The following is a 15,435-nucleotide window of genomic DNA, read 5'->3' as shown; positions in this document are numbered from 1 at the left end:
CGTCCAGGAATCAATCATAAGGATGCCTACCCTTACTCTTTAAGAAAAGCTACATAACCTCCTAAAACAGCGACTAAAATCAAGAGACAAAGAAGAGTTTCCATCCATACGAAAGCTGTCAAGAAGGGCAGTTGCAACAAGCCTTGGGCCATTTTCAAAGAGGTCGCTGTGATGACCGTTGGAAAGGTAAGAGCTGAAAAAGCAGGTTGAAAACCTTCTTTGATCATTCTTGGCAGGCGCGTCAAAACAAAGAAATAAAAACCTTGCGATGCCATCACCATGATTAGTAAGAACCAGGTGGGCAAGCTCGCTCCACCCACACGAACCAGGGCTGCTAAAAGAAGGGAAAAGGGAGCGCAATAGATGCCTTCTTGGCCCAACAGGTGAGTGGGTAAGGGGGACTGCTTCAAATCATGATAGATAAGGGGATAAAGAAGAAAGGTCAAACCAAAACCAATCACTAGAGCGAGATAAGCAATCTCTCTTATTCCTACAACGGGGTAGGTCAAGGCTGCTACTGCAATGCCCACATAGAGAACGGTCCAACTGGGAGTGGCATTGGCTCTTGGCCGCGCCAGGACATGGGTCTTGGTAAAATAGAGAATTAAGCCTAGATCCAAGAGAAAGGCAAACCACCAGACCAACTGAGATAGACCTCCAAAGGCGGGAAAGAGGCGAAAAAGATAGGTGGATAGAATCATCCCTGCCATGGGAAAGGTCGCCATCCCAGATAACAGGGCTGGCTGTTGGAGTTCTATCTTGGTTTCTTGCCAGCGAATCGCATGATAGACTACAAAGAAAAACCAGAAGAACAAACCTGTCAGACTAAAGGCATGGGCAAGAAGAGGCAAAGAGTCTGCAAGAAGGTTTCCAGCGCCAACTAGTCCTAACAGACAACCTGAAAATACTAAGGGAATCTTTTTCATCGGAAGCTCCAATCATTTTATCGCTTTCAGTATACCATAAAATCAAAGGGAACATCATCAAAAAAAGAAGTTGGTAAACCAACTTCTTTTAGAATGTAATACACCTGTTTCTTACATAATACATCCTAAATGATGCTTAAAAAATTAAAAAGATATCAACTATTAGGCTCACTTAGACATCTACTGAAACTTTCCGCCGTGAGATAAGTGCCTGAAATAATTATGTTTCAGGCACTCGGGATTATTGAGACCTTAGGCTCAATAATTAGTCATGGAACTTCCTCGAAGTTCGCTGACGTCCGTACTCACCTAAGGAAAGTTTCTAAGATGACTCTATCTACAATTTGAAAGAAGTTGGAGAATACCAACTTCTTTTTATCCATTCTATTAGAAACTAGGCCTGTACGACCATCATATAAAGAAACAAAGATACGAGAAAGACGATACTAACGGCAAGGGTTGCTAGCTTGAGCCCGCGGTGGGAGCGCCAATAGCTTGGCTTCCCTAAGTTACTGGTTGCATCTGTTGAGAGCGATTGTTGCTGGCGAGGTTGCAGAGTAATGAGAACCACCAGAGCAAGGGAAAAAATCGAGATGAAGATTGCAAATACCATTTCCATATTAGGATCCTCCTAATACTCTCAAGAGGGTAAAAATAACACCCAACAGAATCACCAAACCAATGATCACATTAAAGGTAACATTGATCTTTTCGGAACGCGTCGCTTTTTCTTTTTCAGAAGGACGGCGTTTGAGAGACTCCATCCGCCCTTCTACTTCTTTGTAAAATAAATCTTTCTTACGATCACTCACCTTGTCCACCGATCCCTTCTTGCAAGCGAGCTTTGAAAACTGCTGGATCAACGCTACTTGATTGAGCAATTTGTTGCGCGACAGCTTCTCTATAGGCATCTACAGATTGGTAGATTTCCTGGATACGAGCCACCATATCCGCTTCTTTTCCTTTTTCAAAGACATTGGTTTGTGCGAGGAAGTGGCGGTCATGCAGGGTGTGGCTAAAGGCAAGAATGACTTGCTGGTGTTCGAAGGCCTTGCGAACAATGCCTTGTACCTCTGCATAGTGGTTAATGTCCAGATAAATACTAGAGACCTTAAGCAACTCTTTGATCCGCTCTTGGCTGATATTTTGATACAAGACCACATTTGGATAGCGAACCATAGATAGAAGACTAGCAGACATCTCTGTCAAAGCCGCTACACGGAAGGTCACATCCGGCAAACTCTCTACTAAGTAAGTCAGGGCTTCGATCTGATCCGAATTGGTCAAGACAAAGGCGTCTTTACGGATATCGTCTTTTACCTTGAAATCATACAGATAGCCAAGGGGACCAAAATAGGCGTGCTGGTCTTGGGAGGTCAACTGCAAAGCGCGATGATAGGTCTCGTTTTGCGGAATCAAGATCTTCTTGGTCCGGATTTCTGGGTTCTGTAGAATCAACTGCATATTGCCTGGAAGGCTGTCATGAAGAGGCTCTTGCCACACCAAGACGTCGCGTCCTTTGATCCCTTTATTGCCCAACTGAAGACTAATGCTAAAGGAGGTGGCAAGGGTATTGTAGACCAAACCATCCAGATCAAACCCACGATGCTCTAGATAAAAGACAAAATATTCTAAGCGATTCTTGAAAATTCGCATGGGTTGATGATCCAAAGTTAAGATCAAATCTCCTGTTTGGTGATTCTCTGTCAAGCGCTCGATGTCCCCTTCAAAATAAGTGGTCACTAAGTGCTGGCCTTGATCACCACAAGTCGTCACAGCAATCTTACGACCGTATTGGTCGTAGCGCTCGATCATGACTACTTGTCCCTTGTCATCCAACCATTCTAAGCGCTCGACAATGCGTTTATAGGAAGCAACATGATAAGCAATCCGAGCTTTTACCTGACCATAGTAAGTCACTTTCCCCGAACTGTTATCTCCAGAAACTTCCCAAAAATCGGGAACTGGAACTTCATTAAAGTAGCGTCCTCGCTTCTCTCCTTTTGGTTGGCCTAAGAAATAGATAAAGGGAGACTCAACACCATCGGGCAAAAAGCCATTCGGCTCCAAAATGACCGTTGGATGATCAAAGCCAGATTCTTTCATAGAGTGGAGCAAATCCTGGCTCTCACGAGAATAGCTATCAAATACGTTCAGCATGTGTCACCTCTTCTATCAATTGTGTCCAAGCTTCTTCTACTCGGCTGGTCAAAAAGTCTTCTGCACGCGCATAAGATGCTTGACGCATGCTGGCTAGATCATCTTTTTTGTAAAGCTGGATGATTTTATCTGCAAAGGCAGAAGCGATCTGGTCGACCACTTGGTCTGCTGAAGGCGGAATGAGATAGCCATTTTTACCTTCTGTGACAAAGGTCTGGTTGCCATAAGGAACGTCAAAACCGATAATCGGTAGACCCGAACCGATCGCCTCCATCAAGGTCAAACCAAATCCTTCACTGGTCGATGCTGACAGGTAAATCTCATAGTTCTTATAAATTTCCTCGAGATTGGCATGCCCTTTGAGATGGATATAATCTGTCGCCCCCAATTCATCAATCAGAGAGCGCAGCTTGCCTTCTTCTCCACCTTTTCCATAGATGTCAAAGGACAGCTCTGGCAATTCTTTTTTGGCCCGAACCACTGCTCGCACCAACCAGTCAATATGCTTTTCAGTCGCCAAACGAGAGGCGGTAATCATAGAGAATGGGGTACGATTTTCGTTTTGAGGCAAGCTTGCAAGACTTCCAACTGGAATGGTATAGATAGCCGGCTGATGGTTGGTGTATTTAGCAAACTGCTCGGCCAAGATTTCTTTTTGACGGTCGGTTGCAACAATAAAGAAGTCCACCTTGTCAGCATTGGTAAATTGGTACTCGTAGTAGTTGTTCCACAGGATATATTGATCGTCAACATTATTGGCACTGAAGTGCTCTGCGTGAACGACCACACCTAGACGCGCTTTTTGCGCTTCTTCAAAGATAGGTTGCCCAATATTGGTTTCCCGATCCAAAATCACCAAATCTTGTTTGGTCAATTGAAGGGTCTGCATGAAGTAGCGGATCAATTCTTGGCGACCAACCAGATAACGATCTGGGAAACGATAGATTTCGCGGCCATCTGCCATCTGCATGCTGTAGGCAACCGTCCCGTCTTCATTGTAAAAACGACGCTCAATCAAGTTGGCTTGATTGTTCTTAGGAATGAAATACTCTGTACAATAGCGGGTATAGGAGAAATAATCCTTTCTTACCAAGATCCCTCTAGACACGTACTCGCAACGTTCGACATAGGGACTGTTTTCTGAGCGCAAGTAGCAGGTCAAAAAATTGTCCTGGTCCTCATAAAAGAAGCGCTTGATCTTGCCATCGACTTCTTCGCGCGTCGGCTTCCCGGCAAAACCTGCTAAGACCTGGTCAATGGTATAGGTCGTTGGTGCAATTTTTATATCTGTAAAATGGCTGTAGAGCCAGATGATTTCATCATTTTTAAAACCGATATTTTCTGTTAAATGTTGGATATTATCGGCTAGAATCATATCCATAAAGACAAATTTAGCTGGTTGATGGATATTGCGTAACAACTGGGCCCGGTAGGCCTGGGCGTACTCAACACCACTGCTGGCCCAACCGATTCCAAGGTTGATATTGTATACTGTCATAATGTCCTCTTTTATGGGAAATGCAAGACAATTTCCCCTTTTTTATTGATTTCTACTCGACTCAGTAAAAGATTGCGGACCATTTGTTCTTTGGCCGCCCCTTTCATTCGATCAAAGGATTGGTAGGCTTCTTGGAAAAATTCTACCAAAGGATTTTTCTGACTGGTGTACTGACCAGAAAGAGCCATCCGCAATTGTTGCAGATAGTCTACCTGCTCGACCCAGTTTTCATCAATGGCTTTTAAGACAGCCATGCGTTGGAATTGCGCGATCACCTCATCGGTGCCCAAGATCTTATACTTAGCCTCTAACTCGCTCTTCGCGATCTCCCACAAGAAATTCCCTTTGGTTTTCTTGCTACGGAAGGTTTGGTGGGCCTTTTCAGGATCCACTTGGTAGCTAACATTGTCTAAAATATAGCGATAAAAAGCTACCGGTTCCTTGTATTCTTTTTTATGGACTACGCTTGAAAAGACGGAACGAAGCGCTTTTTCAACGACGTCGTCCAAGCGCCCCTCTTGTTTGATCAAGCGGTCACGCTCTTCGTAGACGATGGCACGCTGAATGTTCATACTCTCCGCAAATTCTAGCGTCATCCGTCGACTAGCCTGACCAGAACTTTCACTAGCATTTTGAGCTCGTTCCACCAAGTTTCTATACTTGCGCTTGGTCAGAGCTTTGGCTGAACCAATTCGCTCATCCACATCATAGTCTTGATAGGTATCCTGGATCCAGTCTGGTCCCCAGTTTTTCATCAAATCGTCTTCCAAAGAGACAAAGAACTTGGTCAAACCAGGATCTCCTTGACGACCTGAACGCCCCCGAATTTGAAGGTCAATCCGCTGGTTCATCATCCGCTCAGTCCCTACAACCACCAAGCCACCTAACTCAGCAACTCCTGGTCCCAACTTGATATCCGTTCCCCGACCAGCCATGGAAGTTGCTACGGTCACGGCTCCTTTTCGGCCTGATTCTTTAATGATTTGGGCCTCCCGAGGTGCATTGTTGGCATTGAGGAGATTATGAGGAATTCCTTCCCTCAAGAGAAGATTCGAGTAAAGGATCGACATCTCAACGGAGCCAGCAAAGACTAGAATCGGATTGCCCTTTTCGTGGACCTTCTTCACATAGTCCAAGGAAGCTACGATTTTCTCCGGCAAGGTTTGATAGATTTCATCCGGCAAATCTTTGCGGATCTTCTTGCGATTGGTTGGGATCTTGATCACTGACATGGCATAGGTATCAAGAAACTCTGCCTCAGCAACCTTCCCAGTCCCCGTCATGCCTCCCAATTTCCGAAACATCTTAAAAAGGTTTTGGTAAGTAATGGAAGCCATGGCCCGTGTTTCTTGGGTTAGCTTGAGACCTTCTTTAGCTTCAATCGCCTGGTGGAGTCCTCCTTGCAAGCGCGTCATTTCCATCAAGCGCCCCGTCGCCTGGTCTAGTAAGACAATCTCTTCTTGTCCATCGGGATTAGGGTGGATAACATAATCCTTATCCCGAATAAAGTTTTTATTGGCCTGCAGGGCTAGGCTGATATGGCGAACCAAGTCCCGGTATTGGGGATCATAGAGGTTGGGAATAGCTAGAAAGGCTTCCGCTGCATGAGCTCCTTTCCGAGTCAACCAAACCCGTTTCTTTTCTTCGTCAAACTTGAAGTCTTCCCCCTCTTTGAAGGTTTGGATCAAGGTGTCAATAATCCCATAAAGGTTGGACTGAACCCGAGGAGAACCAGAAATAATCAAGGGGGTCTGAGCACTATCTAGAAGCACCGAATCAATCTCATCGACAATGGCGTAATTGAAGTCTGCCAAAAATTGGCCATCTGCTGAAGCCGTCAAGTTCTCTGTTAGATAGTCAAAGCCCAGACTGGTATTGGTCGTATAGATGACGTCTGATTGGTAAATTTCGCGTTTGACTTCTGGATCTAATTCTTCGTCTTCAGATTGTTTCAAGGGAACTCCAACAGTCAAGCCCAAAAAGCGGTAGACCTGTCCCATCTCTTCTGCATCCCGGGTTGCCAGATAGGTATTGGTCGTAATAACCATGACCCCTTTGCCCTCTATTGCATTGAGATATACAGGCATGGTCGCTGTTAAAGTCTTTCCTTCACCGGTATTCATTTCAGCGACATTGCCCTGGTGTAGGACGATTCCTCCCATGACTTGCACGTCATAAGGAAACATGCCCAAGACCCGTTTATCGGCTTCTCGCGCAACCGCAAATGCTTCTGGCAAGAGATCATCCAAGGTCTCTCCCTCTGCTAGACGTTCCCGAAATTCTGCAGTCTTCTCCTGCAGCTGACGATCCGTCAAACGGGCCATGTCATCCTTCCAGCTATTGACTTCTTTTAAGATTTTTTTGATGTTTCTTAATTTAACGTAATCCAATGTAATCCTCTTTTTTTGCAGTGATGTTCGTCTATTCGAGAACTTCTGCTCCCTCAGACGATATTGGTTGAATCGTGAAATAGTGGAAGGTAAACTCTTGCAAACCTGCACTAAGCAAGCGTACTTCATAGGCGTATGCTTGATCTGGATAGGTAAACGGCAAGCGACCTTCTGCAGTTACTCGACGGTCAATAACGTCTCCAAAGCGATCTTTGAAGACGATTTCTACCATAACGGTATGAGCAGGAGTTGATTCGATTTCGATTACCAGTTCATAGTCCTGCTCTCGTTTGAGCAGTGGCAGACTAGGAATTTGACGTGTTGCACCAAAATTCGTCTGCGAGTGCCAAGTTTTCAGCACTTGACCAGATGGCATGAGGGGATTCTGAAATTGAACGCTACCTTGGGCAGTTGCCTGAATGGTCGACCCCCAAAGATAATCTGCTAAAACTGTATCACCCCAGTAGATCCGTCTACTTTCATTTTCTTTCATTTTTATCATTGGCTTTTTCCAAAGTCTCTTTCCATGATTTCATTGTACTGGGTCATAAACCATTCAATGATTGGAGCACTCGCGTCATTGTGCCGACCGGCGCGACTGGTACTAATAATGCGAACCGGTAATTCATACAAGGCTTCTAAAATATCTGGATAGGCCTGCTGGTCGTAGTCATCATCCCGCATATAGGCAAGGGCTAGAATCGTATCCTTAAAGTCCGCCTGTTTAAATCGTTCCCAGAAACGTTGATTGAGCTGGTCGATCCCCTCTTGTGACACTTGACCGATGATCAACTGCATCATATCTAGAGACGTTCCAAACTCATCTGGACGTCTAAATTTCAGGTTGGCAGCGACATCCCCCAGGTTGACAATAGGTTTACCGACTAAGATCGCATGTGGGCAGTATAGTGCCCCATAATAAAGAGCACCAAAGGTCCCCATGGACAAACCTGAAAAATTCATATCTTTGGTCTCAAATCCGAGCAAGTCCAAGTGCTGGTCAATAAAGGCAGTGATTTGATTTTCCAACTCTTCTGAGCCCATATAGAAGGATCCACCTTCTAACCTAGGGTCCGAAAAGAGAATAAAGGGACTACCCATAGCACGCATCATCCCAAATCCTTCAAATCCTTCGGCCGGACGATACCCAGAAAAGTAAATGTTTAAAGGGGGCTTCATATCGCCAGGATGGAAATAAGCAAAGATCTCTTGGCGTTTTTGGTCCCGTAGAGTCTGAGCGCCTACTGTCATGCCTCCTAAGGGACCATGTGACAAGCGCTTATGCAGGGCTCCGATTGTAAGCATCCCCTCTCCTTTTGCTTCCAGCGAAAAGGCTAGGTAATAAGGTTCTGCGCCGTCCAATTCTAGTGGTTGCTCCATCTCTTCTTCTGAAAAGACTGCATCTTTGACCCACTCTCCCAGAGCACCAAAGCGGTAAAATTGGATCCGCAATTGCAGCTGACAGCTTGGATCTTTTTCGTATTCCAACCAAAAATTGATGGGACGACTAGCATCATACACATAGTTGTAGACCCACTGAGCAATCGGTGTAAACTCTTTACCGTATGGTCCATCCAGCTGAAGAAAATGTTTCCCCAGCACTGTTTGCTGACCAGCAAAATCAGGTCTCACTCGCAGGTCACGAACCGTAAAGGCATCTCCATATTGATTGTCGTATAAAAAGCGCTCTAAGACATAGAGAAATTGATGCTTGTTTGAGAAGTCCCAGGGTCTCGCTTGCTTGAGACTTAAGAGGTGGGCTAACTCTTCAGAAGGTGCCTCTACCCCACGGCTCTCATCATAAAAAATAGTATAAGGTTGAAAATAAGTCAGGTCTTCTCCTAAAGCCAACAAATCTTCTGGATTCTCTAGGATCAAGGCTTTAAATTTAGAGATTTCCTCTTCTTCCATATACTCTTTGAGCTTTGGAAGAGCGGTAGCTTGAAAAAAGTGCCAGCCTAGTCCAGCAGGAAGTTCCACCTGATCCTGCCAACTGCTTGATCCGATTTGGAGAATATGGGGAATTTGTAGTTTTTTATCCATGACGTTCTTTCATCCATCCTTCCCATTTCTCGATCAGGCGCTGACCGGTGTATTCTTGAATTTTTTCGATCGAGTAGACCAAGGCTTCATTCCATGGCTTCAATTCCAACAAAAAGTGAGTAATTGCCTTCTCTAATTCCTGGTCTCCCATAGACAGGACATAACCATTTTTCAGATGATCGACATACTCTGTTTGGACACGGTTGACCTGAGGAATCCCCGCAGAGATCCCTGCGATCTGCGTATAGAGGTTGGGTTCCTCGCTTAAATCGACAATCAAGCGTGTTTTTTCCAACTCTTGTATAATATCATTTTCACTTGAAAAATTCTTAACCACAAAACGGTAATTCGGTGCGTCTTGTTCATACTCCTCATCAATGATCTGATTTTCACCAAGCCCTTCTGACTGACTTGGCGACTGAACAAGATGCAAGTCCTGCTCACTAGCAATCAATTCCTCAAGTTGCCCTTCTAATTCTTTCACCCGCTCTGGTGAACCATTATAAAAAGAAAAAACAACTTCAAATAAGGGATATTGCGCCAAAATTTCCAGAACCTTCTTGAGCTGGCTCTTACTTGGAAGCTCGCTTTCATTGACATAATAGTAAATCTTTGATTCCTTGCGCTCCTGACTAGAGCCCAAACGGAGACGGGAGTCAAAAGAGGTAATCCGATGTGTCTTCTGAGCCAAACTAGGAGAAAAGACCGCAATCGCTTCTTTGGTTTTTTCACTATCTGTAATCAAGAGCTGGGCATCTATCATATCAAAATAGAGGGCAAAGTTTTCAGCAGACAGGGGCTGGCGATCCCCATAGAAAGATAGGACTTTCTTAACTCTACTCGCTGTATCTTGTAAAAAAGCCAAATTAGCTGGGTGAGCAGCCAATACCAACTGATCTCGCCCTGGGACTAAATTCAGTAAATGTTCCTTCATTTTTTCAGAAACGACTTCGCCCATATCGGCATAACTTTCTTTTTTGAATGCATGGTAGAAAGCCTCATTAACCAGTACAGATCGACTTTGATCGGTTAGCAATTCCCTCAGTATCCATTGCCCATCAAAATGGAGATATTCTTGAAAATAAGGTTTCTCATCCTTATAGTAAACTCTACTAGAGATAAACCCGCGGTCATCTAAATATTCAACGTAGAGGATTTCGTCCTCCTTATAACGAGTCAAGGTAAGGATATTGCCGTCCACTCCCGTGTCAATTTTCGCTAGACATTTCCCTTTTCGAAACGCCATCACCAAAAAGGGAGTATAGGAAAATGTAGTCTCACTTGGCCATTCAATATCCTGGAGCTGGACCGGGCGCATGGCCAAATCAGACGGAACTCCTTGGATCTCATCAAAAACCGAAAGGACATCTGTCTCAAGTAAATCTTGGCGATGTAAAAAATAACGCAGCTGGGGACTGTATTGAGGTAACAACAATGTTCGATCCATTCCCGCTTCTTGAAAAATACGAACTTGATTAATGGTATCATCAAATTCAATGGACTCTCGCATCCAGTACCAAGGGGTAGCTGTCTGCTGCCAGATACGATCAGTTCCATACCAGGCTGGTACAAAATAATACATAGTCTCTCCTAGAATATTCTTGTATAACGTTGGTTCACGCGAAGGGCGCGAATTTCTTCTCGGATATTGTAAATCATTCCGACAAACATGAGAAAGGTCCCTGGGATCATGGTCAAACGTAGAAGCTCTTTATCCCATAGCAAGATAGAAAAAGGAAGCGCAGTAAAGAGGATCAGATACAAGGTTCCAAAGACTGTCAAGCGTAGCACAATACCATTGATGTAGCGACGTGTATCTGCTCCAGGGTAGACATGATCGATATATTCTGAAGCTTTCATCATCTTATCTGCAATTTCTTCTCCATTCACATTGACAAAGGCAAAGGCAAAAGAAAGAAGAGCGATCATTAGAATGTATAGAAGAATCCAAATCGGATCTCCCATGACCAAACGCTTAGCTAGATGAGCAGCCCATTTGGCATTAGGATCCATTGATAAGACCAACAGCATGGCATATTGAGGAATCGATACCAAGGTCATAGCGTACATGAAGGGCATACCTCCTGCTGGATTGATCTTGATATCTAAAAAAGTATAACTTTTAAGATTATTATGGATGCCTAGTTTATTGACAGGAATCTGATACTTGGAATATTCAACTAAGACGGCTACATAGACAAAAATTAAGAGGAAAATCACACCTAGAATATAAGCGATTCCCGGAATATTATTGACATTTGAAAGGGCCTGCATTACATCTTCTGGAAGGTACATAACCATTCCCGCCATCATGATGACGATAGAATTTCCAAGCCCCAAAGCAGCATTTAGATCGGATAACCAAACTAAAAAGAAAGCACCAGCTACCATAATCATGGTATTGACTGCAATGACAAGGCCTGAATTCAGTCCTGTTTTCAATGGCAAATACATAGCCACTGCCAAGGACTGGACAATAGCGAGCACCAAAGTCACATACATCTTTCTACGCTCCACAATCTCTGAGCTGGTTTTTTCAAGGTTAAAGCGTTTTGAAACGGTAAACATCCGCCATAAAATCATGGAGGACATCCAAGGAGATAGACCGATCGAAAAGATCGACATCCCACGGAGATTCCCCCCCATCACAGCACTTGAGAGCTGTAAACCGGTTGTCGTTCCCTCATTGAGTCTCAAGGCTTTTGATAAGTCAACAAAAGGCAAGGAAATTTTACTTCCCAAAACATAAATAAAGACGAAAAATATCGTCCAACAAAATCTCTTTCCTACTTCAGATCGTTTTAACATTTCTTTTAAACTTTCTCTTACTCATTTTGGCTGGTTCACTTGAGAAATAGCCTTTAAAGATGTGTGTCTATAGTACATTATCTCAACTTATTTTACCATAATTTGCTTATTTTCTAAACATATTTGTCACTAATCCTTAATATTGTAAAAAAAATATGAATTTGATACCGTATTCAATAAAAAATTCTTCAGATTTATGTCTGAAGAATTCTTTTTTATCCTATTTATTTCTCTAAAGCCATAATACTATCAATAAATAATTTCTTTGTAAAATAGCCATTGCGGATCAAATAAGAAGTATATTGAGCCTTTTGGACCATTTGGGCATACTCTTCTTCTGTGCAGTCTTGAACCAGACGATTAGCTTCTTCAAGACTAGATGCTACAAAGCCAAGCCCTTTTTCTCGAATATAGTCTGCATTTGACAAATAGTCTGGCACTACTACCGGAAGACCTGCAGACAGATAAGTCGATAATTTGTAGGAAATATTTTCTTTGTAGTAATCCCGCTCATCCTCAGGATTCTCTGAATTTCCCCAGACAAGTCCAAAACCACCCTTAGAAAGCTCCAAAAGCAACTCTTGCTTGGTCCGCCAGCCTTCAATATGGACCTTAGAATAATCAACTCCTTCAACTGGTTCGGTATAGACATGAAGGGGTGTATCATATTTCCAGTCGATGATATGAGGGAAACGCGAAGGATTTCCTGAGAAGATCAACTTTTTCTCAAATTGCGGAGTGTAGAGTTCCAAACTGTGGGTCAAATCCCACAACTTTTGGACCACATATTTTTTAACTGTAAGCCCTTCTGATACTAGACGATGGTACATCTGTTCTGATGGGACAACAACAAGGTCGCTCTTATTATACATCTCAATATAAGCAGGCATGAGATAATAATTACTTTCAAACATGAGAGGTGGGACATCATGGATAAACATGACTAGTTTCGTCTGAAGAAGTTTTAACTTATCCACCAAACGATTATCCCACTCAATTCCGTTCCAAGAAGGTGATTGAACGAAGACGATATCTCCAAAAGCTACACCTGCTAAAATACCATCCATCCGTGAATTCAACTCACCAGCCGGTTCATTGGTTTGATCATAAAAATAGATTCCAAGTTCATTGACCCCAAGTTCACGAACCACATTCATAATATCATTTTGCGCCATCAGAGCAACACTTTGCGAAGATTGCCCAAATAAATTTGTAAAATGGATTTTCATTTCTTCCCTCTAACTCTTCTTTTTGATCCATATTCGTAATTCCATATAGCAGGGATAAACTTTCGCAAATACCCTTCCCTATATCGTTTTACCGAAAACTTCCTTGACCATTATAACATATTTTACAACTTCTTTAACCTTTTTAATCAATAAAAGACCGGTGGTATCCCGATCTTTTATCATTACATTTAATACCTTATTTGCTATCTTTTTTCCGGAAGCCAAATAGGGCAAAGCCTGAGAGGAGAAGTGAAACTATCCTAGCAAGGATACTAGATGAAGAAACTGTTCCTGTCTTTGGCAAAGCAGATTCTGAAGTATGTAACGAACTTGGCGATGCAACCTCTGAAAGGAATGTCGTATGAGGTGTATTCGTTACAATTTCCGAATGGCTTGTCACAGGAGAGAAGCTAGACGCATAAGATACGTGGACCCATTCAGAAGTTTCATGCAACAGGGATTGACTCTCCAACGCCAATGTGCTTATAGATTCTGAAGAGCTGGTCAAAGGTAATTCAGATGTTGACACTAAAGATTCTGAATGAGATGTCCATTGTGAAGTAGATAGGCTCTCAAAAATAGATTGAGAGCGAGAGTTCGATCTGGACTCTTGGAACTGCGATTTTAATTGACTAGCTGAAATCGATGCTTGAACCTGAGATTCTGATTGACTGGCTGAAACGGATTTCTGAACCAAGGAGTCTGATTGACTGGCGGAAACGGACGCTTGAATCAACGAGTCTGACACACTTGCAGAAACTGATTCTTGAACCTGAGATTCTGATTGGCTCGCTGAAACGGATGCTTGAACCAGCGACTCTGATTGGCTTGCCGATACAGATGCCTGAACCAAGGAGTCAGACTGACTGGCTGACACGGATTTCTGAACCAAGGATTCAGATTGACTGGCGGAAACAGAGGTTTGTACAAAGGAATCGGACTCACTCGCCGAAACTGATGCTTGAACCAGAGATTCTGATTGACTTACAGAAACTAAGGCTTGAATCAATGAGTCTGATTGACTGGCCAAAATGGATTCTTGTACCAACGAGTCTGACTGACTAGCGGAAACCGATTCCTTAACCAAGGATTCTGATTGACTCGCCGAAACTGATTCCTGAACCAAGGAGTCTGATTGACTTGCAGAAACTGAGGCTTGAACCTGAGATTCTGATCGGCTCGCTGAAACGGAGGCTTGAACCAGCGAATCTGATTGGCTAGCCGATACAGATGCCTGTACCAACGAGTCTGAATGACTGGTTGAAACGGATTCCTGAATCAACGAGTCTGCCTCACTCGCAGAAACTGAGGCTTGAACCAGAGACTCTGATTGGCTCGCTGAAACGGAGGCTTGAACCAGAGACTCTGATTGGCTAGCCGATACAGATGCCTGTACCAACGAGTCTGACTGGCTAGACGATACAGATGCCTGAACCAAGGAGTCTGATCGACTGGCGGAAACTGATTCTTGGACTAACGACTCTGATTGACTCACTGAAACTGAGGCTTGTACCAACGACTCTGATTGACTTGCAGAAACGGATGCTTGAACCAAGGAGTCTGATTGACTTGCAGATACAGATTCCTGAACCAAGGAATCAGACTGACTCGCGGATATGGATTCTTGTATCAAGGAATCGGACTGACTCGCTGAGACTGACTCTTGTACCTGCGAATCAGACTGGCTCGCTGAAATTGATTCTTGTACCAAGGACTCAGACTGACTTGCTGAAACTGATTCTTGGACCAACGAGTCTGATTGGCTTGCTGAAACGGAGGCTTGAACCAGTGATTCAGATTGACTCATCGAAATAGATTGCGACAAGGAAATCAGTTGAGAAACCACTTCTTCCGATCCAACCGCCGATGTTGACTGCGATTGAGACAAAGAAATTGATTTGGATACCAAATTAGATAAGGATACCGACTGACTCAACGAAACAGATTTCGAGGCTTTTTCAGACTCACTCTTAGATGCTGATGCTGCTTTTGATTGTGAGTCTGACTGACTGGCTGAAACTGACTCTTGGACAAGCGACTCAGATTGGCTTGAAGAAACTGATTCTTGAACCAAGGAATCAGACTGGCTGGCCGAAACGGATTCCTGAAGCAACGACTCAGACTGACTTGCAGAAACGGAGGCTTGAACCAACGAGTCGGATTGACTGGCAGATACTGATTCTTTAATCAATGACTCGGACTGGCTGGCAGAAACCGAAGATTGAACCAAGGACTCTGATTGACTCGCTGAAACCGAGACTTGGACCAGCGAATCAGACTGGCTAACAGAAACGGACTCTTGTACCAAGGAATCAGACTGGCTGGCCGAAACGGATTCCTGAAGCAACGACTCAGACTGACTTGCAGAAACGGAGGCTTGA

Annotated in this window: 12 protein-coding genes; all 12 read right to left on the bottom strand. The window is 43.7% G+C overall.

Going from position 1 to position 15,435, the window contains the following annotated elements:
- Positions 1-32: 32 nt before the first annotated feature.
- Positions 33-926, bottom strand: coding sequence for a TDT family transporter (locus tag AB5Y61_RS01250; protein ID WP_368402752.1), 894 nt, complete (start codon positions 924-926; stop codon positions 33-35).
- 394 nt (positions 927-1,320) lie between these two features.
- A complete protein-coding gene (gene asp5, locus AB5Y61_RS01245; RefSeq protein ID WP_368402751.1) occupies positions 1,321-1,545 on the bottom strand; it encodes an accessory Sec system protein Asp5 in 225 nt (74 codons plus the stop codon).
- A gap of 1 nt (position 1,546) precedes the next feature.
- Positions 1,547-1,747: an accessory Sec system protein Asp4 gene (asp4, locus tag AB5Y61_RS01240; RefSeq protein WP_412180392.1), complete on the bottom strand. Its 201-nt coding sequence runs from the start codon at positions 1,745-1,747 to the stop codon at positions 1,547-1,549.
- Entirely contained in the window at positions 1,731-3,086 is a 1,356-nt protein-coding gene (gtfB, locus tag AB5Y61_RS01235) for an accessory Sec system glycosylation chaperone GtfB (RefSeq protein ID WP_368402750.1), read from the bottom strand. Before gtfB ends, asp4 begins: the two co-directional genes overlap by 17 nt.
- Positions 3,070-4,584, bottom strand: a complete 1,515-nt coding sequence (gtfA, locus tag AB5Y61_RS01230; RefSeq protein ID WP_368402748.1) for an accessory Sec system glycosyltransferase GtfA — start codon at positions 4,582-4,584, stop codon at positions 3,070-3,072. The genes gtfB and gtfA overlap by 17 nt, the downstream gene beginning before the upstream one ends.
- An 11-nt stretch (positions 4,585-4,595) precedes the next feature.
- Positions 4,596-6,980: an accessory Sec system translocase SecA2 gene (gene secA2, locus AB5Y61_RS01225; protein ID WP_368402921.1), complete on the bottom strand. Its 2,385-nt coding sequence runs from the start codon at positions 6,978-6,980 to the stop codon at positions 4,596-4,598.
- Positions 6,981-7,005: 25 nt separating this feature from the next.
- Entirely contained in the window at positions 7,006-7,476 is a 471-nt protein-coding gene (gene asp3 / locus AB5Y61_RS01220) for an accessory Sec system protein Asp3 (RefSeq protein WP_223355971.1), read from the bottom strand.
- The gene (gene asp2, locus AB5Y61_RS01215) at positions 7,473-9,017 is read right to left on the bottom strand and encodes an accessory Sec system protein Asp2 (RefSeq protein WP_368402747.1); all 1,545 of its coding nucleotides are present in this window, start codon (positions 9,015-9,017) and stop codon (positions 7,473-7,475) included. The genes asp3 and asp2 overlap by 4 nt, the downstream gene beginning before the upstream one ends.
- Positions 9,010-10,599 (bottom strand): accessory Sec system protein Asp1, encoded by a 1,590-nt coding sequence (gene asp1 / locus AB5Y61_RS01210; RefSeq protein ID WP_368402745.1) that lies wholly within the window; start codon positions 10,597-10,599, stop codon positions 9,010-9,012. Before asp1 ends, asp2 begins: the two co-directional genes overlap by 8 nt.
- 8 nt (positions 10,600-10,607) lie before the next feature.
- Positions 10,608-11,825: an accessory Sec system protein translocase subunit SecY2 gene (gene secY2 / locus AB5Y61_RS01205; protein ID WP_368402743.1), complete on the bottom strand. Its 1,218-nt coding sequence runs from the start codon at positions 11,823-11,825 to the stop codon at positions 10,608-10,610.
- 224 nt (positions 11,826-12,049) lie between these two features.
- Positions 12,050-13,054, bottom strand: coding sequence for a sugar transferase (locus AB5Y61_RS01200; RefSeq protein WP_023919263.1), 1,005 nt, complete (start codon positions 13,052-13,054; stop codon positions 12,050-12,052).
- 196 nt (positions 13,055-13,250) lie between these two features.
- Positions 13,251-15,435: LPXTG cell wall anchor domain-containing protein (locus tag AB5Y61_RS01195; protein WP_368402741.1), on the bottom strand; the 2,185-nt coding region annotated here is incomplete at its 5' end.

Source organism: Streptococcus parasanguinis, from assembly GCF_040908565.1.
GTDB lineage: Bacteria > Bacillota > Bacilli > Lactobacillales > Streptococcaceae > Streptococcus > Streptococcus parasanguinis_AC.
The sequence above is the reverse complement of the archived record's forward strand: the minus strand, read 5'-3'. Positions and strand labels throughout refer to the sequence as shown.

Bases quoted from the DNA above. Each gene is read 5' to 3' on its own strand.
- gtfB (WP_368402750.1), bottom strand. From the start codon at position 3,086: ATGCTGAACGTATTTGATAGCTATTCTCGTGAGAGCCAGGATTTGCTC.
- asp2 (WP_368402747.1), bottom strand. From the start codon at position 9,017: ATGGATAAAAAACTACAAATTCCCCATATTCTCCAAATCGGATCAAGC.
- secY2 (WP_368402743.1), bottom strand. From the start codon at position 11,825: ATGTTAAAACGATCTGAAGTAGGAAAGAGATTTTGTTGGACGATATTT.
- AB5Y61_RS01200 (WP_023919263.1), bottom strand. From the start codon at position 13,054: ATGAAAATCCATTTTACAAATTTATTTGGGCAATCTTCGCAAAGTGTT.
- asp3 (WP_223355971.1), bottom strand. From the start codon at position 7,476: ATGATAAAAATGAAAGAAAATGAAAGTAGACGGATCTACTGGGGTGAT.
- AB5Y61_RS01250 (WP_368402752.1), bottom strand. From the start codon at position 926: ATGAAAAAGATTCCCTTAGTATTTTCAGGTTGTCTGTTAGGACTAGTT.
- asp5 (WP_368402751.1), bottom strand. From the start codon at position 1,545: ATGGAAATGGTATTTGCAATCTTCATCTCGATTTTTTCCCTTGCTCTG.
- gtfA (WP_368402748.1), bottom strand. From the start codon at position 4,584: ATGACAGTATACAATATCAACCTTGGAATCGGTTGGGCCAGCAGTGGT.
- asp1 (WP_368402745.1), bottom strand. From the start codon at position 10,599: ATGTATTATTTTGTACCAGCCTGGTATGGAACTGATCGTATCTGGCAG.